At 61.4% G+C, this 19,159-nt stretch carries 19 protein-coding genes; 17 read left to right on the top strand and 2 right to left on the bottom strand.

Annotated elements, in window-relative coordinates; translation table 11 throughout:
* Nucleotides 1-48: 48 nt before the first annotated feature.
* Complete coding sequence (locus NZ746_01395) at nucleotides 49-1,410, bottom strand: DUF1446 domain-containing protein (protein MCS6816012.1); 1,362 nt, start codon at nucleotides 1,408-1,410, stop codon at nucleotides 49-51.
* 134 nt (nucleotides 1,411-1,544) lie between these two features.
* On the opposite strand from NZ746_01395, the gene NZ746_01390 reads away from it, so the two are divergent.
* From NZ746_01390 to NZ746_01370, 5 genes are read left to right on the top strand one after another with little or no spacing between them, the layout of a single operon-like run.
* Nucleotides 1,545-1,904, top strand: a complete 360-nt coding sequence (locus tag NZ746_01390; protein ID MCS6816011.1) for a carboxymuconolactone decarboxylase family protein — start codon at nucleotides 1,545-1,547, stop codon at nucleotides 1,902-1,904.
* Nucleotides 1,905-1,957: 53 nt separating this feature from the next.
* Nucleotides 1,958-3,661, top strand: coding sequence for a hypothetical protein (locus NZ746_01385; GenBank protein MCS6816010.1), 1,704 nt, complete (start codon nucleotides 1,958-1,960; stop codon nucleotides 3,659-3,661).
* A complete protein-coding gene (gene coaE / locus NZ746_01380) occupies nucleotides 3,661-4,275 on the top strand; it encodes a dephospho-CoA kinase (protein MCS6816009.1) in 615 nt (204 codons plus the stop codon). Before NZ746_01385 ends, coaE begins: the two co-directional genes overlap by 1 nt.
* A 30-nt stretch (nucleotides 4,276-4,305) precedes the next feature.
* On the top strand, nucleotides 4,306-5,475 hold the full coding sequence (locus NZ746_01375; protein ID MCS6816008.1) for a glycosyltransferase family 4 protein: 1,170 nt from the start codon (nucleotides 4,306-4,308) through the stop codon (nucleotides 5,473-5,475).
* A gap of 27 nt (nucleotides 5,476-5,502) precedes the next feature.
* On the top strand, nucleotides 5,503-6,690 hold the full coding sequence (locus NZ746_01370) for a DUF1972 domain-containing protein (GenBank protein ID MCS6816007.1): 1,188 nt from the start codon (nucleotides 5,503-5,505) through the stop codon (nucleotides 6,688-6,690).
* A gap of 164 nt (nucleotides 6,691-6,854) precedes the next feature.
* On the opposite strand, the gene NZ746_01365 is transcribed toward NZ746_01370, so the two are convergent.
* A complete protein-coding gene (locus NZ746_01365; GenBank protein ID MCS6816006.1) occupies nucleotides 6,855-7,625 on the bottom strand; it encodes a hypothetical protein in 771 nt (256 codons plus the stop codon).
* Nucleotides 7,626-8,340: 715 nt separating this feature from the next.
* On the opposite strand from NZ746_01365, the gene NZ746_01360 reads away from it, so the two are divergent.
* From NZ746_01360 to NZ746_01305, 12 genes are all read left to right on the top strand, one after another.
* Complete coding sequence (locus NZ746_01360; GenBank protein ID MCS6816005.1) at nucleotides 8,341-8,598, top strand: energy transducer TonB; 258 nt, start codon at nucleotides 8,341-8,343, stop codon at nucleotides 8,596-8,598.
* Nucleotides 8,599-8,774: 176 nt separating this feature from the next.
* A complete protein-coding gene (locus tag NZ746_01355) occupies nucleotides 8,775-9,449 on the top strand; it encodes a sigma-70 family RNA polymerase sigma factor (GenBank protein MCS6816004.1) in 675 nt (224 codons plus the stop codon).
* Nucleotides 9,450-9,598: 149 nt separating this feature from the next.
* Complete coding sequence (locus tag NZ746_01350) at nucleotides 9,599-10,327, top strand: zf-HC2 domain-containing protein (protein ID MCS6816003.1); 729 nt, start codon at nucleotides 9,599-9,601, stop codon at nucleotides 10,325-10,327.
* 114 nt (nucleotides 10,328-10,441) lie between these two features.
* Nucleotides 10,442-12,250 (top strand): hypothetical protein, encoded by a 1,809-nt coding sequence (locus tag NZ746_01345; protein MCS6816002.1) that lies wholly within the window; start codon nucleotides 10,442-10,444, stop codon nucleotides 12,248-12,250.
* 126 nt (nucleotides 12,251-12,376) lie between these two features.
* The gene (dnaJ, locus tag NZ746_01340; protein MCS6816001.1) at nucleotides 12,377-13,525 is read left to right on the top strand and encodes a molecular chaperone DnaJ; all 1,149 of its coding nucleotides are present in this window, start codon (nucleotides 12,377-12,379) and stop codon (nucleotides 13,523-13,525) included.
* A gap of 48 nt (nucleotides 13,526-13,573) precedes the next feature.
* Nucleotides 13,574-14,206, top strand: coding sequence for a hypothetical protein (locus tag NZ746_01335; protein MCS6816000.1), 633 nt, complete (start codon nucleotides 13,574-13,576; stop codon nucleotides 14,204-14,206).
* Nucleotides 14,207-14,237: 31 nt separating this feature from the next.
* Nucleotides 14,238-15,359 (top strand): lipopolysaccharide heptosyltransferase II, encoded by a 1,122-nt coding sequence (waaF, locus tag NZ746_01330; protein MCS6815999.1) that lies wholly within the window; start codon nucleotides 14,238-14,240, stop codon nucleotides 15,357-15,359.
* Nucleotides 15,356-16,021, top strand: coding sequence for an HAD family hydrolase (locus NZ746_01325; GenBank protein MCS6815998.1), 666 nt, complete (start codon nucleotides 15,356-15,358; stop codon nucleotides 16,019-16,021). Before waaF ends, NZ746_01325 begins: the two co-directional genes overlap by 4 nt.
* On the top strand, nucleotides 15,987-17,030 hold the full coding sequence (locus NZ746_01320) for a bifunctional ADP-heptose synthase (protein MCS6815997.1): 1,044 nt from the start codon (nucleotides 15,987-15,989) through the stop codon (nucleotides 17,028-17,030). The genes NZ746_01325 and NZ746_01320 overlap by 35 nt, the downstream gene beginning before the upstream one ends.
* On the top strand, nucleotides 16,999-17,484 hold the full coding sequence (rfaE2, locus tag NZ746_01315) for a D-glycero-beta-D-manno-heptose 1-phosphate adenylyltransferase (GenBank protein ID MCS6815996.1): 486 nt from the start codon (nucleotides 16,999-17,001) through the stop codon (nucleotides 17,482-17,484). Before NZ746_01320 ends, rfaE2 begins: the two co-directional genes overlap by 32 nt.
* Nucleotides 17,481-18,560 (top strand): lipopolysaccharide heptosyltransferase I, encoded by a 1,080-nt coding sequence (gene waaC / locus NZ746_01310; GenBank protein MCS6815995.1) that lies wholly within the window; start codon nucleotides 17,481-17,483, stop codon nucleotides 18,558-18,560. Before rfaE2 ends, waaC begins: the two co-directional genes overlap by 4 nt.
* A complete protein-coding gene (locus NZ746_01305; GenBank protein MCS6815994.1) occupies nucleotides 18,550-19,146 on the top strand; it encodes an isoprenylcysteine carboxylmethyltransferase family protein in 597 nt (198 codons plus the stop codon). The genes waaC and NZ746_01305 overlap by 11 nt, the downstream gene beginning before the upstream one ends.
* The last annotated feature ends 13 nt before the right edge of the window (nucleotides 19,147-19,159 follow it).

Here is a 19,159-nt window from a genome sequence, read left to right as displayed (position 1 = left end):
CCTCTTGGACCATGCGGGCTCTTACAGGTTGATGACGGCCCATCGGCATCACACTTCGACGACCTCCACGATGGGCGTGACTTCAGATTTCGGCAGCAAGGCCGGCCAGTAGGCGATGATCTCCTCCACGCGGGGACGACCGCCGGCGAACCCCGTCGCCGTCGGTGGGCCGTTGAGGATCAATGGGGAGATCTCGCGCGTGAAGCGTTCGACGGCCTGCTGATTGTAGCTGCGCACGGCGATGCGAAGTTGGACTTCGGCGAGGTCGGGCGAGGGATTCGGAGCCAACGGACCGTGGCAGGCATTGACGCCGAGAAATTCGGTGAGGATCTCCTCGAAGTGTAAGCCGAGCCGCTCCAGTCGCTTCCTCAGGATTTCGTCCGCTCGCTTCGCCTTCTCATACGCATCGGGCCAGCTATAGACGAGCGTGCCGACGGCTTTGTATCCGGCAAAATAACTGATCGAGACTTTGTAGAATTCGGTCGGGGGCGCGCCCTTGATCCCCCACACTTTCACTCGATCGGGCCCGATCTCTTCCAGGCGAATCGTCGTGAAGTCGGCGATACATTCGGGGACGATGTACCGACGGGGATCGCCGATCTCGTACACGAGTTGCTCCTTGAGGATCTCTATGGTGATCCGTCCCCCTGTCCCCTCATGTTTGGTGACGACGAACGTGCCATCCTCATGAGCCTCGACGATCGGATAACCGACGCGGTCGAGATCGAGGAGAGTCCTCCAAGCGATCTGGGAGTTCCCGCCCGTGCATTGGGCGCCGCATTCGATGATGTGGCCAGCCACAATGCCAGCGGCCAACTTATCGTACTCATCCTCGCGCCAGCCGAATTCGTAGATCATCGGGGCGAGCGTAAGCCCGGCGTCCGTCGTACGTCCGGTGATGACGACCTGCGCGCCTTGCCTAAGGGCGTCCACGATCGGGAAGGCCCCGAAATATACGTTAGCACTTTGCACCTGCGGGCGGACATCACTCAGGGGGCGACCCGTATCGAGGTTTCGCAACTCATGCCCGCGAGCCATCAGATCGTCGAGTCGGTCGAGGATGTCGTCGCCGGCGACGACTCCAATGCGCACGCCCGAGAGGCCGAGCTTCCGGGCGACGGCGACGACAGCATCGCGACAGGCCCATGGGTTCACGCCTCCGGCATTCGCGATCACCTTGATGTTCCTCTCCAGGCAGATCGGCAGGATGCGCTCCATGAGGGGGACGAAGTCCCGAGCGTATCCAAGACGTGGATCGCGCGCCTTTTGCTTTTGGAGGATGGACATTGTCACTTCGGCCAGATAGTCGAGCGAGAGGTAGTCCACTGGGCCGAGCGTGACCTGTTCGACGGGGGCTTCCAAGCTGTCGCCCCAAAAGCCTTGACCATTGGCGATGCGAATGGTCCTCATCGTCTTCCTCCGTCGATGTGCCTGATGCAGATAGTACGCGGCTGCTGTTTTCGACGTCAATGTTGACCTCGCTCTTCCCATGGCGAGGGCCAGAGCGCTATGCTCTTGCGTATTTCGCGAAAGGAGGCAGAGCGATGACGCTCAAGGAGTGGCAAGAGTATCGCCAACGGATGAACGAGAAGATCTTGGGAAGCGGTCATCTGGGGATCAAGCGCTTTTTCGCGCTCGATCATCAGGCGTATGAGGCCGGAGCGCTCTCGCCGAAGGTGAAAGAGCTGTTGGGACTGGTCGCCTCGCTCGTGCTCCGCTGCGACGATTGCATCACCTATCATATCATTCGCTGTCACGAGGAAGGGGTCACACGCGAGGAATTCTTGGAGGCATTCAATATCGCCTTGGTCGTCGGCGGCTCGATCACGATCCCGCACCTGCGGCGCGCCTTCGAGCGATTGGAGGAAGTAGAAGCGGCGGGGCGTGGCGAAGTTGCGTCTTGACGAAGATGGGCTCGGTTGCCTAGGGCCTCCGCGTGTGCTAAGGTTACCCTGGTATGCGCACGCCGAGATCCGTGCTCATCTTGGGGGGAGCCGGGCTCATCGGCTTTGAGATCGCCCGAGCCGTCGCGCGCGAGATCGAACCCCACCTGCTCATCATCGGCGGGCTCTTCGAGCGCGAGGTCGAGGAAGCGCTCGCTGCGTTGCGCGCGGAGTTCCCGCATCTGAAGCTGGAGGGAGTATGGGGGGACATCTTCCTCCGCAAAGAGGATCGTGGGCTCACGCGGCGGCAGCTCATTGAGGATCCCGCTCGGCGGGAGGCGCTCTTTCAGGACCTCTTCGGCGATCTCGATCGCGCCTATGAGAAGTCGTGGCTGGTCGCCATCATCCGTCGGTTCAAGCCCGAGATCATCGTGGATTCGATCAACACGGCCACGGCCATCAGCTATCAGGACGTCTACACGAACTCGATCGAGGCGCACGAAGTCCTGAGGCGACTCGTGCGCGCCATCGAAGCGGGGGATCTGGCGGCGCTCGCCGCGATGCGCGGGGAAGTCTCGCGAAAGATCGAGGCGTTGATCGTCTCGCAAGGCATCCCGGAATTGGTGCGACATACGCTCTTGCTCTATCGCGCGATGGTGGAGGTGGGGACGCGGCTCTATCTGAAGATCGGGACGACGGGGACTGGAGGGATGGGGTTGAACATTCCTTACACGCATAGCGAAGACCGGCCGAGTGCGTTGCTCATCTCGAAATCGGCTATTGCCTTCGCGCATACGGGGCTGCTTTTTCTGATGGCGCGCACAGCCGGTGGGCCGATCGTCAAAGAGATCAAACCGGCAGCGTTGGTGAGCTATCGGCGAATCGCCTTCCAAACGGTACGGCGTGGGGGCGAACCCGTGTACGTCTATGCGAGTAAGGTGGTGCCTTTGGATGACGTCTTGGAATTGGCGCTGCCGCCAGAGGACTTCGAGCGACTGGAGGAGCTGAAAGTCGTGGGCGTAGATACGGGGGAGAACGGCTTCTTCGCGCGCGGGGAGTTCGAGACGATCACCAGCCTCCATCAAATGGAGGCAGTGACGCCCGAAGAGATCGCGCAAGCGGCCGTGTTGGAGATCAAAGGGAGCAACACGGGCGTGGATGTGATCGCTGCCATTGATGGAGCCGTCATGCCTCCCAGCTATCGCGCGGGATATTTGCGGGGATTGGTGATTGAACGGTTGAAGCAGTTGGAGCGAGAGACCGGCACTTATAGCATCGCCATCGGACAATTGGGACCGCCGGAGCTGACCAAGCTCTTATACGAGGCGCATCTCTTGAAGATGCGCTATAAGACGCTCACCGCGGTGATCGAAGCCGACCCTCAGGAGATGGCTGAGAGCCTGTATCGTCTCATCTGTCACAGCAAAATTCGGGATGTGATCACCTCCATCGGCGTGCCGATTCTGGCGCCTGATGGACGACGGCTCTTTCGCGGACCGCTCATTCGCATTCCGGAGCTCAAGGGGGAATCGCGCGTGCGGATTACGCGAGCAGAGGTGGATCGGTGGGCGCGAAAGGGATGGGTGGATTTGCGGACGGAGAACATGCGGGTGTGGCAGCAGCGGTTTCGCATCATGGCGCAGAACATCGGCGCGATGGTGGATCAGGGGTCGGCGGCCATCACTCGTGCCTCGTACACGTCGGAGAAGATCAACATCGGCGAGGTCGTCGGATGGATCTTCAACAATGAAGAGCGGGCCTATCGCATCAAGTCGTGATGATGAAGGTCGCCCTCACTGGCAGTATCGCCGTCGGCAAAAGCACGGTCTTAGCTTTGTTCCGCGAGCTGGGGTGTCACACGATGGAGGCCGATGAGATCGCCCATGAGGTGATGCAGCCCTGTCGGCCGGCGTATCACGACGTCGTTCGCGCCTTCGGGCCGGAGATTCTCGCCGAGGATGGGACGATCCATCGAGGTCGGCTAGGAGCCATCGTCTTTCGCGATTCGGCTCGGCGGGAGCAATTGAATCGCTTGGTGCATCCTCACGTACTTGAAGAGATCGAGCGGCGAATAGCGGAATTGGAGCGGAAGGATCCATCGGGAATCCTCATTGTGGCCGCCGCGCTCGTCATCGAGGCGGGAGCCCATCGGCGGTTCGATCGGACGATCGTCGTCTATTGCGACGAGGAGGAGCAAATCGCTCGTTTGAGGCGACGCGAGGGGATCAGCCGTGAGGAGGCCTTGGCGCGCATCCGGGCGCAACTCCCCTCGAGCGAGAAGCGACGATACGCCGATTTCGAGATCGACACATCGGGGCCTTTGGAGCAAACGCGCGCGCAGGTGGAGGCGATATATCGGCACTTGCGCGCCGGATCCTCCACCCTTTCGTAAGGCGAGGCGGTCGGCCCTTCGGATACGCCTATGCGAATCGGCATTGATGCGCACGCCATTGGGAGCCAAACGGCGGGGAACGAGACCTACATCAAGAACCTGATCGAAGCGCTCGCCGCTATTGATGCGGAGAACGAGTACGTCCTGTTCTTCACGCGTCCGGAAGTGGCAGAGGCGTGGCGGGGGCGATTTCGGAATTTCCGCGTCTGCTTGGTGCGGCCGCACACGCGATATGTTCGCATCCCCTTCAGCTTACCGCTAGCGGCGTGGCGAGCGGGTGTGGATCTCCTGCACGTTCAATATGTGGCGCCGCCGCTTTGTCCGCGGCCCATCGTTGTGACGATTCACGATCTCTCGTTCGAGCATTTGCCGCAGATGTATACGCCACGCGAGCGATGGCTCTTCAAGCTCGCCATCGGCTACACGGCGCGCCGTGCGGCGCGAATCCTAACGGTCTCCGAATATTCGGCGCGCGATATTCTGGCGACGTATCGCGTTCCGCCGGAGCGCGTCGTGGTGACGCCCGAGGGGGTGAGCGCGCTCTTTGCTCCCGTTCGAGATTTGGCGCGCCTGCAAGCCGTTCGCCAGCGCTACGGCATCTCGCGCGAGTACATCTTGAGCGTCGGCAGCTTGCAGCCGCGGAAGAACCTCGTCCGGCTGATCCACGCCTACGTCAACTTGCGTCATCGGGATGACGAATTCGACCATCAGCTCGTGATCGTGGGAAAGAAGGGATGGCTGTATCAGGACATCTTCCGAGCGGCCCAGCAATCGCCGTTCGTCAAGGACATCATCTTCACGGGCTATGTTCCCGAAGAAGACTTGCCAGCCCTCTACAGCGGGGCGACGGTCTTCGTTTATCCCTCGATCTTCGAGGGCTTCGGCCTTCCCGTGTTGGAAGCAATGGCCTGTGGGGTTCCAGTCATCACGAGCAACAGCTCCTCGCTGCCGGAGGTCGTGGGCGAGGCGGCCATCTTGGTGAATCCCTACGATGAGCGGGCGATCGAGGTCGCACTCCGGCAGGTCATCTGGAATGCGGAGCTGCGGCGCGAGTTATCCCAACGAGGGCTTCGGCGCGCCCAGCAGTTCTCCTGGAAGCGCACGGCCGAATTGACCTTGCGCGCGTATGAAGAGGTCGTGCGTTCGCTTCCGAGGTCGGAGCGCGCCACGTCGGCGCGGGCCATGAGCCTCTCGCGATAAAGGGCGCGCCGAGGGAGGGAGCAGGCGGTGAAAATCGCCATCATGGGGATTCGCGGCATCCCTGCCAACTACGGTGGCTTCGAGACCTTCGCCGAGCAATTGGCGACGCGGCTCGTGGCGCGTGGCCATGAGGTGACCGTTTACGGGCGCAGTCATTACGTCACGATTCCCGAGCGCGAGTATCGTGGCGTTCGACTCGTCGTCCTTCCCACCATCCGGCATAAGTATTTCGACACGGTCGTGCACACGTTCCTCTGTGTGCTGCACGCTTGGCGGCGTCCCTACGACGTGATCCTCTTCTGCAATGCGGCCAATGCTCTGGCAGCGGGGCTGGCGCGCCTCTTGGGCAAGCGGGTGGCGATCAATGTGGATGGGCTTGAATGGAAGCGGAAGAAGTGGAATTGGCTGGGACGGACGTATTACCGAATCTCGGAGCGACTCGTGACGAAGTTGCCGCATGCGGTCATCACGGATGCCGATGTGATTCGCGCTTATTATCGGGAGCGCTACGGGCTGGAGACGCGCATGATCGCGTACGGGGCGGACGTGGGGCGATGCGCGGATCCTGAGGGCATTCGTGCTTTCGGCGTTGAGCCCGAACGATACATCCTCTATGTGAGTCGCCTGGAGCCCGAGAACAATGCGCACTTAGTGATTGAAGCTTTCGAGGGGGTGGAGACGGACATGAGGCTATTGATCGTGGGAGACGCCCCCTACGCCCGTGCCTATGTGCAACGGCTGAAGCGCACGCGCGATCCACGGATCATCTTCGCGGGCTTCGTCTACGGGGAGAATTACCGCCGCCTTCAGCAGAACGCCTACTGCTACGTGCACGCGACGGAAGTCGGAGGCACGCATCCGGCACTCGTCGAAGCCATGGGGTTTGGCAATTGCGTGCTCGTTCTCGATACGCCGGAGAATCGGGAGGTCGCCGGAGACGTCGGCCTCTACTATCGCACAGTCGAGGAATTGCGCGAGCTCTTGCGCGAGGTGATCGCCCATCCGGAGCGCGTGGCGCGATTGCGGCAGCGCGCGATGGAGCGGGTGCGCGCGTGCTACGATTGGGAGCGGATCACCGATCAATACGAGGCGCTCTTTTTCGAACTCTTGGGACGACCGTGGCCCGGTCGCGCAAGCGCTCCCGTTCGGGACGAATCGTCATTGGCGGAGTTGAAGGTCGACCCGCCTGTTCGGACGTCCATGAGCTTCGAATAGTGCCTTCGCGCGCCGATCCTCAAGCAACCGCTTCGGATGGTCCTCGCACTGAATCCGACGCGTTTGGACCAATAGCTGCGAGGGGAGGGCAATCGTCTCATCCACGTGCGGGAAAGAGCGTGGCGCTTGCACGCGATATTCGGTGGGAATTTCTGACGCGGAATTCAAGAGCTGGTCGTCTCCTCCTGCGGGACGCGTTCTAAGGCAATCGGATCGAGTGTAGCGAGACGTTCGCGAGCCGTGCGTCCGACTTCTTCCGTGCGGTAATCAGTGGCGATCTTCACATAGAGATCTACAGCCTCAGAGGTCTTCCCCTGAAGCTCCAGCGATCGCGCGAGGTCAAGTTTCAGAACCGCCTCGGGCAATTCCCCAGGGTCCTCAAGGAGCCGACGATAGTGCTTCTCGGCACCGGCGGGATCGCCCGTCGCCAGAAGGTGCTCAGCTAGGGCAAGTCGAGCGAGTCGTGCCGTTTGTCCCTTTCCTTCGGCTAATCGCTCCAAATCAGCTTTGCCCTCAGGTTGCCGCAGATGCAGTTTGCATAAGGCCGCATAGTACTCGGCCAGCGCGCGATAACTCGGATGCTTTTGAGCAAGGCGGGTGAACGCGTCGAGGGCTTCGCGGTATTTCTGCTCCTCGCTCGCATATGTTCGACGGAGCGAGTCCGAAGGAGTCGAGGTCACTTCGGCTGTGAAGATCTCGTATGCTTCGGCCCATGCCTTTTCTGCACCCTCACGCCGATACGCCGTGAAGAGTACGGTGCCAAGGACCAACACCAACAAAGCACCGATGCCCATAGCTGTGCGGAGGATCTGGCGCCGATGGTGCTTGGCCCACGCGGCCAATCGCTGATAGCGGTCTCGGAACGCATCATGTTTGAGCTCTCGGGCCGTGATCTTGGCCTTCTTCTTCCTGACTTTGATCGCCGCTTTCGCCAAGTCCGCGCCCCTCCATCTTGTTCAAAATCTCATTTTGTCCTTTCTGCCCCAGGTGCTATAATGTAGTAGCAGCTCGGATCTGGCTCTGTCAAGGAAAGGGGCCGATCGAGGATGCGGTGTTTGAAAGTGTGATCGCCCCCATGAGGAGGAAAGGATGTCGCAGGGATCGAACCAGATCATGACGCCGGAGCCGGTCGCTGGGGTCTTGGATCAATTCGTCGCTGAAGATGCGCGCGAGCGGCGCCGATTGCTCTGGGCCACGGGTGTGGCGATCCTCTTTCATGTGGTCCTCTTCTTGCTGCACTTGGAGAACATCTTTCCGAGCCGTCCGCTTCCGGAGCCGGAGCCGCCAGAGCAACTCGTGGCCATTCAGTTTGAATTTCCGGAGATGGAAGTCGCCGGGGGAGGGGGGAATCGGGAATATTCCCGACCTCCGGAACCAGTGCCGCAGAAACTTCCGCTACGTTCCGAGCCTGCGCCGGTACCCATTCCAGTTCCCTTTAAGGCGCCACCGCCCCCAGAGCAAGCGCAATTGCCTTCGCTCGATACGCGGCTACAAATCACTTCCCCATTCAGCTTCGGACCTGTGGAGGCTCCTCCGGGAGCTGGAGGGACGGGCGGTGGTAATGGAGCGGGAGAAGGACGGGGCCTGGGGGATGCTTCCGGAGAGAGTGTGGGCGAAGGGATTGCGGGACGCGGAGGCTATGGCCGGCCGATCATCACTTATAAGCCGCGTCCGGAATGGACCGAAGAAGCCCGGCGTAATCGCATTCAGGGTGTCGTCGTCCTCAGCGCGACGTTTGGAGCTGATGGAGTCGTCCGCAATATTCGAGTGATCCGAGGACTCGGGTACGGGCTTGACGAGAAGGCTATCGAGGCGGCCAAGCAGATCAAATTCATCCCGGCGCGAGGACCCGATGGACGTCCGGCGAGCGTGCGCGCGACGATCAATGTGGAGTTCAACCTGCTTTGATCCCTACATCCCTTGGTGATCTTCGCGTGTCATTAGGGACGGGTCGTGTGAAGTAGGCGAGGAGAAGCCCATCGTCATCTCGCCGTGCCTTCTTTTCGGAAAACTTCATCGGGAACCGAGGGCGCATTTTGGTGTCTATGAAAGGGGAGATGGAGGGAATGGCTCGCGCGGAGGCCATGGAAAGGTATGCGCTTCTGATCGAGTGCGCCGACGCGGAGCAGCTCGAGACGGTTGGAGACTCATTTGTGGAGCGGCTGCGCGCGGGCGAGCGAGAGGCCTTTGAGCAGCTCGTCATGCGCTTTCAGGCGGATGTTTACGGATTGCTCCATCGACTTCTGGGAGATTCCGAAGAAGCGCGCGATGCGACGCAGGAGACCTTCCTGAAGGTCTACCGCCATATCGGCCGCTTTCGTGGCGAATGCGAATTGAAGACGTGGATCTACCGCATCGCGATCAATCATGCGACCAATCGCCATCGGTGGTGGCGGCGCAATGGGGATCGGCTAGTTTCGATGGAGTCTTTGAGAGAGGGCATGGAGCTTCCACTGAGCGAGACGCTGGCGGATCCTCGAGCGGATCCGGAGCAACAGGCTATCGCGCGAGAGGAAGAACGATTGCTCGTGGAAGCGCTCGGGCGGATCAAGCCCATCTTTCGGACGGCGGTACTGCTGCGAGATGTCGAGGGGCTCAGTTACGAGGAGATCGCCGCGATGCTTCAGGTCTCCGTGGGCACCGTGAAGTCGCGGATCGCCCGTGGACGTGAGGCATTGCGACAACAGCTCCATCGCCTTCAGGACCGGCATGGGGGATGGCGTGCCCAGGGCATGGAGCCGCGAGCGCGGACGGATTGACCAGCTCCGGTTCGAGACAGATTCGCCGATGGGTCGAGGCGAGCTGTTTGACACTCAGGCCAGCACCAAGACATCGAACCGGAGCTGGTGAGTCACGTTCGGGGTAAGGAGCGGCACGGAACATGCCGATGCGTTTGAAGGAGCCAAGCATGAGGGAGTGTGCCCACATTCGACGGGAACTCTCCCCGTATTTGGATGGAGAGCTTTCGCCGAAGCAAGAGCGCATCCTAGAACGGCACCTGACGGCCTGCTCAGCTTGTGCGCGTCATCTGGAGGAGTTGAAGGTATTAGCCCACGGCTTGAGGCGACTGCCGCGTCCGGCGGTTCCCCGGGATCTGGCGGATCAAATCCTCACTGCTCTTGAGGGGGAGCACCAAAGGGCCTACGCCGGGCACGGATTCCTTCGGTTGATCAAGCATCAGGTGTTCGCTCATCCGAAGGTGGCTTCGGCCCTGATGAGTCTCATCATCACTCTACCCCTGCTAGGTGCCTTACTCTCGGTGCTTCGACCTGTCCCGGAGATTCCTCTGACCTACCATCACACGCCGATTGCTCTGGATGCTCAACAGTACGGCCTGCTTAACGGTAGGATTGAGGACTGGGCGGGATCCTACACGTTCCCGCGTCTTCGTTCTCCAGGGCATTTGGAGAGATTGTTTCATGCGGCCGCGAGCGATCAGCTCATGGTCGTGACATTTGTTCACCCAGATGGGCGAGCGTCGTTTGTGGATCTTGTCGCGCCCTCGCGACCCGTGAACCTGACGGAGGTGGAGACTTCATTCTCCGACGTTCGCTTTGAACCCGCGAAGCGAGCCGGACAGCAGCCGGTGAGCACACAGTTGGTCATGCTCCTGCACCGGCTCGATGTGAGCTACTAGCCTGCAGCCGAAGGTCCTCTAAACTTCTTCCAGCACCTTTCGCATTGACCAAAGGCGATCCGCTCGATAGATTAGGTCCGGCTTTTTGCGAAACTCGCGCGGAGGCGGAGGCTCATGAGACGAATGTGGCGACGATCAGATCGAGGGTGGCGCGTCGGGATCGTAGCGCTGCTTCTTGGAGTGGGGATGGCTCCTTCGGGATCGGGGGTTGGGGCGCGCTCCCTGAGCGACGTGGAGAGTGGCGATGTCGTGCTCCGGATCAGCGAGCCGCGAATCCTTTCGATCCAAGACGGCAGTCGGCTTTTCCTCGGCGAAGGGATCGAAGATCCCAACGGGTACGGACGGCCTGGGGGCAGCGGTCTCATCGTCATCTCAGGAATCGGCTTGGCGGGAGCGACGGGTATCGAGTTCGATGGAAGCGGAGTGCGCGGGGAGATCGTGAGCGCGGGGACGTCCGCGGAGCTGAACCCCTCCATCCTTGTTCGCGTCACGATTGAGCCGACGGCTGAACTCGGACCGCGCGCGTTCACGCTGTTGACGCCACGGGGGCCGGTGCGCAGTGAAGGGGTAGCGTTCATTGTCACTCCTCCTCGCATTCTCGCCGTCATAGATGGGGAAGGCGCACCGGGATCGAGCGGGCGGATCGAGGTCTTTGGCATTGGACTCGATCGCGCGCGGGCGATCGAATTCGAGGGAAGCGGCGTCAGCGGAACCATTGTCCCTTCGGGGATTGGGTTCGAGTTTTTGAATCCCATCGTGGAGGTTGACCTTCGAATCGCTGAAAACGCGTCCTTAGGGGAGCGTTCGTTCCTCGTGGAGACAGCACACGCGCGCGTGAGGAGCGAGCGGGTTCGGTTTCGAGTGGTTACTCCGCGTATCGAGGGAATTTGGGAGGGGCACAATTTCCATCCTGATCAAGGCTTCCGTTTGAGTGGTGAGGGGGCTCGGGATTCCTTCGGTCATGTGCTCGTCTTCGGTATCGGGCTGGGAGGGGCAACGGAGGTGACCTTCTCTGGCTCGGGGATTGAGGCGCGGCTTATGCCCGGATTTCCAGAACAGCAACGGGAGTTAAATCCGGTTCTCACGGTTCATGTGCGGATCGCTCCGGATGCTCCCTTGGGAGGGCGAACAATCCGGGTGACGATTCCACGGGCGCCAGGTCGAGTGGAGAGTCATGAGACGGGAGTCACCTTCACGGTCGTCGAACCGCGCATTGATGGCATTGCCGATCGGCGTGGGTTCAATGAAGCGATCGCTGGTGCTTGTGGCGAAGTAGAAGTGCGGGGTGTGGGGTTGCGTGAAGCGACGCACATCACGTTCTCCGTACCTGGGGGGATTCGCGGGACCGTCAGGCCGACGACTTCGAGCGCGCCGCTCTTGAACGAGCCGTTGCGCGTGTGGTTGGCGATTGACGCCGATGCGGTGATCGGACCTCGCTCGTTCTCCCTGCGGACGCCACGCGGAGAGGTCCCAAGCGAGGCCGTTGTCTTCGTCGTCTCCACACCGCGGATCGTGGGCCTCAGTGTGGAAGAGACGCTCCCTCTCTTTCTCGCCTCACGGGAGCGACTCACTGTCTCAAAGCGTTTTCCATTAGCTCTCGCCTCTGGGGAGCGAGCTAGCCTTCGTCAGAGATTTCGATCCCTCGACGCAGCTTCGCAGGCAGTGCCATTTTTCGGCACTGGGTCCTCTCTTGGGAATGAGGTCGCTCCTGCTTCGGCTGGTACGGCGGTGATCTTCGGCGTCGGCCTCATCCGGACTCATGCCGTTCGCTTCTCTGGGACTGGCGTGACGGCGATGGTCCGTCCGATGCCCGTCGAAGACCTCAATCCCATCGTCCCCATCCACCTCGAGATCGAGCAAACGGCTTCACCTGGGGAGCGCACGTTCACGCTCACGCTCTCTCCTTTGGGATCGTGCTTGTGAACGAGGGGGCTTGGGGTGAGCCAATGGTTGCAAATTCCCCATGGCCGGGACAAAATTAAATTTTCCGTCAGGGAATGAACAGGCGCTGAGCGCCTCACTGAGTTCGTGTGGGGGGAGCGAGCAGCCTTGGAGAACAAGCGGGATTATTACGAGATCCTGGGCGTCAGCCGCACGGCGAGCGAGCAGGAGATCAAATCCGCCTATCGGAAGCTTGCTCTGAAGTACCATCCGGATCGAAATCCGGGTGACAAGGAGGCAGAGGAGAAATTCAAGGAGATCGTCGAAGCTTACAGTGTCCTCTCGGATCCGGAGAAGCGCGCCCTTTACGATCGCTACGGGCATGCCGGCGTCAGCTCTTCGGCTGCAGCGGCTGGCTACGGAGCTGGTTTTGATCCCTTCGCGACATTCGAGGACCTTCTGGATGAGTTCTTCGGGTTCAGCGATCTCTTTGGAACGACGACGCGACGGCGATCGCGAGCGCGGCGCGGCGCCGATCTTCGGTATGATGTGGAGATCACGCTGGAGGAGGCGGCTCGAGGGGGTGAGAAGCAGATTCGTCTCCCTCGATTGGAGGTGTGTCCCATATGTCGAGGCGCGGGGACGGCTCCGGGCACGTCGCCCGTGCGATGCCCGACCTGTGGGGGGAGTGGTCAGGTCCGGTATCAGCAAGGATTTTTCACGATCTCGCGCACGTGCGCTCATTGTCAGGGGGTGGGGACGATCATTCGGCATCCGTGCGAAGAATGTCGCGGCCGAGGGCGCGTCGAGCGGGAGCGCGTTCTGGACGTGCGCATCCCTCCGGGTGTGGATGAAGGGGCGCGGCTGCGTTTGGCAGGAGAAGGGGAAGGAGGAGTCGCTGGAGGACCGCCCGGAGATCTCTACGTCATCATTCACATCCGCCCCCACGAGTTCTTCACGCGTCAAGGAGATGACCTCTATTGCACGGTGCCGATCACGTTCTCTCAGGCGGCGCTCGGTGCTGAGTTGAAAATCCCGACGCTTTTGGATGGGGAGGAATCGCTAGAAATCCCACCGGGAACGCAATCAGGAGAGGTCTTCCGGTTGCGCGGGCTTGGGATGCCGCGTGTGGATCGGCCTGGTCGAGGGGATCTTCTGGTCGAAGTCCGCGTCGTCACGCCTACGCGATTGGGCCGCGAGATGCGGCGCCTCTTTGAAGAACTGGCGCGGTTGGAGGAGAAGGAGATTGGGGATAAGAACCTCTTCGAGCGCTTCAAGGAGCTGCTCGGTCGAAGAGGAGGGCGCGCTCGTTCTTAATGTCCCCGGGGGAGAGACGACGGTTCCGCATTCGATGAGGAGGAGTGAATGGCGAAATGCGCGAAATGTTCTAAGCAAGCGGCGCGACGCGATTGCCCGGCGCTGGGTGAGCGCATCTGTCCGTTGTGTTGCGCTCAACTCCGCATGCTCGTCCTGGCGTGTCCGGAGCCATGCCCGTATCTTCAGGATGCTCGCCGCACGATCGGAGAACGGCGCCTGGGACAACTGCTCGCACATCTCTCTGCGACGGGGAAGGGATCATTGGTGGAAGTTCTGGCGCACATGAGCCCGCTCTTGGCGTTTTTGGAGAAAGCCATCGTTGACGTGCAGCGTCAGCGCTTTCCGGACCTCGCCGATGAGGAGGTCCTCGCGGGATTGGAGAACGCCATCCGAACGTATGAGACGCTGGAGCGAGGGATCATCTACGAGTATCGTTCCGAATCGCCGCGCGTTCAGGCGGTGACGGAATCGCTCTTGAAGGCATTGGAGCGCGTGGAGGACGATTTGGCTAAGCGCGGGACGCGAATCCGAAAGAGCGATGAATTGGCCTGCCTGCGCGTTTTGGCCGAATCGGTTCGCTTGATGAAAGATGAGCGCGAGACTCAAGCGTATCTCCGGGTCGCCGCTCTCTTTCAACCCTATCCGAAATCGGAACCGCGCCTCATCGTCGTCCCGGAGTGAGCAAGCGATCTGACAGCGAAGGCCGGATGCGATGACCATGAATCGGGGAGAAGCCATCGAGCGAATCCTGATTCGTGGGGTGAACTGGGTCGGCGACTCGGTCATGACGATCCCGGCGTTGCGTCAGTTGCGACGCATTTTTCCGCGCGCGCATCTGACGCTGCTGATACGCCCATCGCTCGTCGGTCTCTTTCGCGAGGCGGACTTCGTGGACGAAGTGCTCCCGTTAGAACTGCGCTCAGTGCGAGAGTATTGGCGAGCAGCGGCTGCGTTGCGCGCTCGGCGATACGAGATGGCGGTCCTTCTACCGAATGCCTTTGGGGCGGCGCTCTTGACCTATGCCGCCAGAATTCCGATTCGCGTGGGCTATCCGACCGATGGACGCGGTTGGCTGCTCACGCACCGCATCCCTTTGGCGCCGGGGTGGAGACGGCAGCACCAGGTCTATTTCTACCTGCATCTTGTCACCGAACTGGAACGCCGGTTCTTGGGAACGGAAGACAGCGCTTTCGCGGATCTATCTCCTCGATTGACCGTCTCGGAGGAGCGAAAGCGCGAAGCCTTGGCCTTCTTGGCCGAGCGCGGTGTGGATGTGAGTCGAAAGATCGTCGTCGTGAATCCGGGGGCGGTGAATAGTCGCGCGAAGCAATGGTTGCCCGAACGCTTCGCGGCTGTTGGCGATGCATTGCTGGAGCGCGGCGACACGTCGGTCGTGCTCATCGGCACGCCAGCGGAGCGAGCGACTTCTGAGGCTGTACGCCGACATATGCGTCGCGCGCCCGTGATCGTGACCGGCGAGACGGACGTGGCATTGATGGTGGCCATCGTGAGTTGCGCGCACCTGGTCATCTCCAATGACACGGGGGCCGCGCATGTGGCCCCAGCCGTCGGTACGCCGGTGATCGTACTCTTCGGTCCGACGGAGGATTTCGCTACGCGTCCTTTCTCGGATCGAGCCCTTGTGATTCGCAAGCCCGTGGCTTGCGCTCCTTGCATGCGGCGCGAGTGTCCGATTGATCACCGTTGCATGACCGAGATCACCGTCGAGGACGTGGTGCGTCCAGCCCTGCGCCTGTTGGAGGAGGGAAGCGCGAGGCGCGTCACTTCGCCTACGCTCGTGCCGAATGGAGGCGAGGGGGAGCCTGTAGCATGAGTGCGCAAATGGAGGGAACGCCTCAGCTCCACTCGCAGTGCGACGAGAGAGCATCGGGCTCTGAGCGCGCGCGCGCTGTCTTCCTCGATCGCGATGGCACGCTCAGCGAAGACGTCGGGTATGCGCGCGAGGCCGCGCAGTACCGACTCTTCCCGTGGACGATTCCGGCGCTGCGCGCTCTTCGACAAAGCGGGTATCGGGTGATCGTCCTCACGAATCAATCGGGCGTCGCGCGAGGATATTTCCCCGAGGCGTTGGTGCACGAAGTGCATCGTCGGTTTGAGCGAGAGTTGCGAGAGCATGGGGCTCAGTGGGATGCCATCTACTATTGTCCGCATCATCCCGAGGGGAGCGTGCCCATCTATCGCCAAGTGTGCGCATGTCGGAAACCGGCGACAGGGCTCGTCGAGCGCGCGGCGCGAGAGTTCGCCCTTGACCTCAGGCGATGCCTCTTCATCGGCGACAAGTACACCGACATCCTGCTCGCGCATCGGGTCGGTGCGCGCGGGATCTTAGTCTTGACCGGACACGGGCGAGAGCAATGGGAGCGCGTCCAGAAAGAGGGATGGCGTCCTCCCGATCATGTGGCCGAGAATTTGTGGGAAGCCGTTCGATGGGTGTTGCACCATGGGGACGAAGCCGAGCGCAGCGCGGCTCCTTGACGTGATCGCGCGATTCCGCGGCCGTCGGATTGTGGTCGTGGGCGATCTCATCGCCGATGAGTTCATCTATGGCGAGATCTCGCGCATCTCGCGGGAAGCGCCGGTGATGATCCTTCGATTCGAGCACCAGGAGACGCAACCCGGGGGATGCGGAAATGCAGCGGCGAATCTCGCGGCCCTTGGTGCCGATGTGTCCGTCGTCAGCCTCGTGGGCCGAGATATCGAGGGGCGCGCTGTCGTTCGCGCTCTCCGACAGCGCGGCGTGGACGTCTCGGCTGTGAGCCTCGTGCCTCAGTATCGTACGCCCACCAAGACGCGCATCCTCGCCGGATCCGTTCACTCGACGCGCCAGCAAGTGATTCGCATTGATCGAGAGCCCGAGTCGTCTCCGCCTGAAGCCGTCCTTCGCGCCCTCGTTCCTCGCGTGCGCGAGCTGGCCGCCTCGGCCGATGGGGTCATTCTCTCCGACTACCATTACGGTCTCGTCCACCCCCTTTTGGTGGAGGCGATTCGACGCTTGGCGCGGCAGGGCCTACTCGTCACGGTGGATTCCCGACATCGGCTTCGGGAGTTAGGCGGGTTCACGTCGGCGACGCCGAATCAATCGGAGGTCGAGGAGATCTATGGGCGACATCTGGATGATCTCTCCGCTTTGGAGAGGGCAGGGCGTCAATTGCGCCGTCGCTTGCAGCTCCAGGCTCTGTTGATCACGCGCGGGAAAGAGGGCATGTCTCTGTTCCAGGATGGGCGGCCAGTCGTCCACCTGCCCGTCGTAGGCAGTCGCGAGCCCGTGGACGTGACGGGGGCGGGGGATACGGTGATCGCCACCTATACGCTCGCGCTCGCGGCAGGAGCCAGTTTCCTGGAAGCTGCGCATTTGGCCAATCACGCCGGCGGGATCGTCGTCATGAAGCGCGGGACGGCGACCGTGAGCGAGGCCGAACTGCGGGCTTCCATTCTCTCTTGGGAGTCTCGCGATGAGCGCGGCCAAGATTCGTTCTCTCGATGAGCTGCGGCGCGACGTCGCGGCGGCGCGAGCGCGCGGTCAGCGCATCGTGCTCGCCAACGGATGCTTCGACCTCCTGCACGTCGGACATATCCGCTACCTGCAGGCCGCGCGGCGATTGGGCGATCTCCTCATCGTCGGCGTGAATTCCGATGCTGCCGTTCGAGTATTGAAAGGTGAAGGCCGGCCTGTGCTCTCGGCCGCCGAGCGTGCGGAGATCATCGCGGCTTTGGCCTGCGTGGACTACGTCGTCATCTTCGATGACGTGACGGTCGTGCCTTTGCTGGAAGCGCTGCGCCCCGATGTGCACGCCAAGGGGACGGATTATACGCCGGAGACGGTTCCGGAGCGGGAGGTCGTCCTCCGTTACGGAGGGCAAGTGGCCATCGTCGGCGATGAGAAGTGCCATTCCAGTCGTGATCTGATCGCGAGAATTCGCCAGGCGGACGCGCGATGAACATCCTCATTGTCAAGCTGAGCGCTCTCGGCGACATCATCCACACGCTCCCGGCGCTCGCTCGACTTCGGCGCGCTTTCCCGCAGGCGCGGATCTTTTGGGTCGTCGAGCGAACGATGGCCCAGTTGCTGCGAGATCATCCGATGCTCGAGGGCGTGATCGAAGTGGATACGCGGAAGTGGCGAAAGCACTGGCTCGCTCGCGCCACATGGGGGGAGTTGAGAGACGCTCTCACTCATCTGCGGCGACATCGCTATGACCTCGGCTTCGATTTCCAGGGCCTGATGAAATCCGGGTTGGTGCTCTGGCTCTCCGGAGCTGAACGACGCATCGGATTCGAGTCGGCGGCGCTCAAAGAGAGGGCGAGTCGCTTGTTTCTGACGGAGCAGGTCGCTGTTCCCACTGACGCGCATGTGATCGAGCAGAATCTCACGCTCGTACGATATGTGGCTGGGGGAAGCGACGATCGAAGTTCTTACGAATTTCCCCTTTGGATCTCGGAGCGAGATCGCCGCACGGTCGAGGAACACTTGGAGGCATTGGGCCTTCGCGATTTCGCGCTCTTGAATCCGGGAGCGGGATGGGCCGCGAAGCGCTGGCCGCCGGAGCGATATGGGGCGGTCGCGGATTTCCTGTGGGAACGTTACGGGTGGATCTCACTGGTGTCCTTCGGACCATCTGAGGAAGCATTAGCGCAAGCGGTCGCGCGCGCTTCGCGGTGGAAAAAAGCGGTGCCGTTTCCCTGCACGCTCCCACAATTGGCGGTGCTCGCCGATCGCGCGCGCCTATTCCTTGGGGGAGACACGGGACCGTTGCATCTGGCGGCGGCGCGAGGGACGCCGATTGTCGCCCTGTATGGGCCGACCTCGGCGCGACGCAATGGTCCGTTTCATCCTGACGATCAAGTCATCGAGCGAACGCCGGCTTCTGGCTATCGCTACTATAGCCGACGGCAGCGCGATGTCGGATTCCTGGACATCCCTGTCGAGGAGGTCATCGCGGCGATCGAGCGGCGCGTCGCTTTGGCGGAGAAAGCGCATGCGCCGGCTGGAAGGAGGACTTCCGGTGATTCCTGAACGAACCGTGGCGCACTCGAAATGGAGAGCATGGCTTCTGGCGCATCTCGGATTGCTGCGGGCCGTGCGTCGAGTGCGCATTCCCGCGAGCGCGGTCTTGTTCATCCTCTTCCTGATCGAAGCGCAGCCCACGCCGGCGTCGGTTCTCGGCGGAGCGGCGCTCGCTCTTCCTGGACTTGGGCTTCGTGCGTGGGCTTCGCGACATCTGCGGAAGGATCGCGCCCTCACGACGACGGGGCCCTATGCCTATACCCGCAATCCGCTCTATCTCGGCTCGTTCCTCCTTGGGTTGGCGCTCGTGCTTGCTTGTCGAAGCGGGTGGCTTTTGGTATGGTTCCTCATCTTTTTCGCAATCGTGTACGTGCCGACGATGATCTTGGAGGCAGAGCATCTGCGGAGGTTATTTGGCGCGGCGTTTGAGACCTATGAGCAGCAAGTCCCTCTTTTCTTCCCAAGGCCCGGACGGCGCTTCACCGCGACGGAGGGGGCGCGGGGAGCGTGGGCGCTTTACATGGCGAACCGAGAATATCGCGTGCTGGTCGGATATGGGGTGGTCCTGGCGATTCTGTGGGCTAAGGCGCTGTGATCTTCGCGCGCCT

It is taken from the genome of Blastocatellia bacterium, from assembly GCA_025055075.1.
Lineage (GTDB): Bacteria > Acidobacteriota > Blastocatellia > HR10 > HR10 > HR10.
This window is presented reverse-complemented; position numbering and strand designations above follow the sequence as displayed.

Coding starts and splice junctions, on each gene's coding strand:
- NZ746_01395 (MCS6816012.1), bottom strand. CDS start 1,410: ATGAGGACCATTCGCATCGCCAATGGTCAAGGCTTTTGGGGCGACAGC.
- NZ746_01390 (MCS6816011.1), top strand. CDS start 1,545: ATGACGCTCAAGGAGTGGCAAGAGTATCGCCAACGGATGAACGAGAAG.
- NZ746_01385 (MCS6816010.1), top strand. CDS start 1,958: ATGCGCACGCCGAGATCCGTGCTCATCTTGGGGGGAGCCGGGCTCATC.
- coaE (MCS6816009.1), top strand. CDS start 3,661: ATGATGAAGGTCGCCCTCACTGGCAGTATCGCCGTCGGCAAAAGCACG.
- NZ746_01375 (MCS6816008.1), top strand. CDS start 4,306: ATGCGAATCGGCATTGATGCGCACGCCATTGGGAGCCAAACGGCGGGG.
- NZ746_01355 (MCS6816004.1), top strand. CDS start 8,775: ATGGAAAGGTATGCGCTTCTGATCGAGTGCGCCGACGCGGAGCAGCTC.
- NZ746_01350 (MCS6816003.1), top strand. CDS start 9,599: ATGAGGGAGTGTGCCCACATTCGACGGGAACTCTCCCCGTATTTGGAT.
- NZ746_01345 (MCS6816002.1), top strand. CDS start 10,442: ATGAGACGAATGTGGCGACGATCAGATCGAGGGTGGCGCGTCGGGATC.
- NZ746_01335 (MCS6816000.1), top strand. CDS start 13,574: ATGGCGAAATGCGCGAAATGTTCTAAGCAAGCGGCGCGACGCGATTGC.
- waaF (MCS6815999.1), top strand. CDS start 14,238: ATGACCATGAATCGGGGAGAAGCCATCGAGCGAATCCTGATTCGTGGG.
- NZ746_01325 (MCS6815998.1), top strand. CDS start 15,356: ATGAGTGCGCAAATGGAGGGAACGCCTCAGCTCCACTCGCAGTGCGAC.
- NZ746_01320 (MCS6815997.1), top strand. CDS start 15,987: ATGGGGACGAAGCCGAGCGCAGCGCGGCTCCTTGACGTGATCGCGCGA.
- rfaE2 (MCS6815996.1), top strand. CDS start 16,999: ATGAGCGCGGCCAAGATTCGTTCTCTCGATGAGCTGCGGCGCGACGTC.
- waaC (MCS6815995.1), top strand. CDS start 17,481: ATGAACATCCTCATTGTCAAGCTGAGCGCTCTCGGCGACATCATCCAC.